General features: G+C 39.6%; 1 pseudogene. It reads left to right on the top strand.

Going from position 1 to position 1,058, the window contains the following annotated elements:
* Positions 1-1,058: pseudogene (locus ACFIO5_RS10615) on the top strand (Vomp family autotransporter); the annotation flags it as partial.

Here is a 1,058-nt window from a genome sequence, read left to right as displayed (position 1 = left end):
CAATGATGCGGTTAACAAAGGTCAGTTAGATCAAGGTTTGAAAGAACTTTCTGATAACCTTCAGTCTGATGATTCTGCAGTTGTCCATTATGACAAAAAGACAGATGGTAACATTGATTATACCAGTGTGACTTTGGGTAAAGGTAAAGATTCTGCCGCTGTTGCCCTTCATAATGTAGCGAATGGAAAGATTGCGTCAGGCTCTAAGGATGTTGTTACAGGTGGTCAGATTAACAAAATCGGTGAAGATGTTGCTAAGATTTTGGGTGGTGGTGCGAAGTTTGATGATGGTAGCTTTACAGAACCAACCTATACAGTGTCTAATATTGATAAAGATGGCCATGTAAAAGAGTCTCAATATCATGATGCTGGTTCAGCCCTTGTAGGTCTTGATACGAATATCAAGAATGTCAATGAGAATGTCACCAATAAGTTCAATGAGTTTACACAAAACGTAGATCAAACAACGCAACAACTTAAAGATGATGCGTTATTGTGGAGTAAGGAAGCGAATGCCTTTGTCGCCGATCATGGTGCAGAAGGTAAAAAGGCTAACAGTAAGATTACCCATCTTTTAGCTGGAGACATTTCTAAATCTTCTACAGATGCAATTACAGGTGGTCAGCTTTATACGTTGAATCAGACGCTTGCGACCTATTTTGGTGGTGGTGCAAAGTATGAAGATGGCAAATGGACAGCTCCAACTTATACGGTTAAGAAGTTTGACTCTGAAGGCAATGCAACTGAAGAAAGCTATAATAATGTTGCTAGTGCTTTTGAAGGCTTCAATAGTTCTCTCACTAATGTGCATAATGAAATCAATAATGCGCTTAGTGGTGTAGAAGGTGAGAGCCTTGTTAAGCAAGATCCTAAGAGTAAGCAGATCACTATTGGTAAAGAAGTAGCGGGCACAGGAATCAATATTGCCAACAGTTCAGGTCAAGATCGTAGGCTTTCAGGTGTTAAAGCAGCAGAAAATGACAATGATGCGGTTAACAAAGGTCAGTTAGATCAAGGTTTGAAAGAACTTTCTGATAACCTTCAGTCTGATGATTCTG

The sequence above is a fragment of the Bartonella sp. AA86SXKL genome, assembly GCF_042196885.1.
Note: the sequence above shows the minus strand (reverse complement) of the source record. Positions and strands in the feature narration are given on the sequence as shown.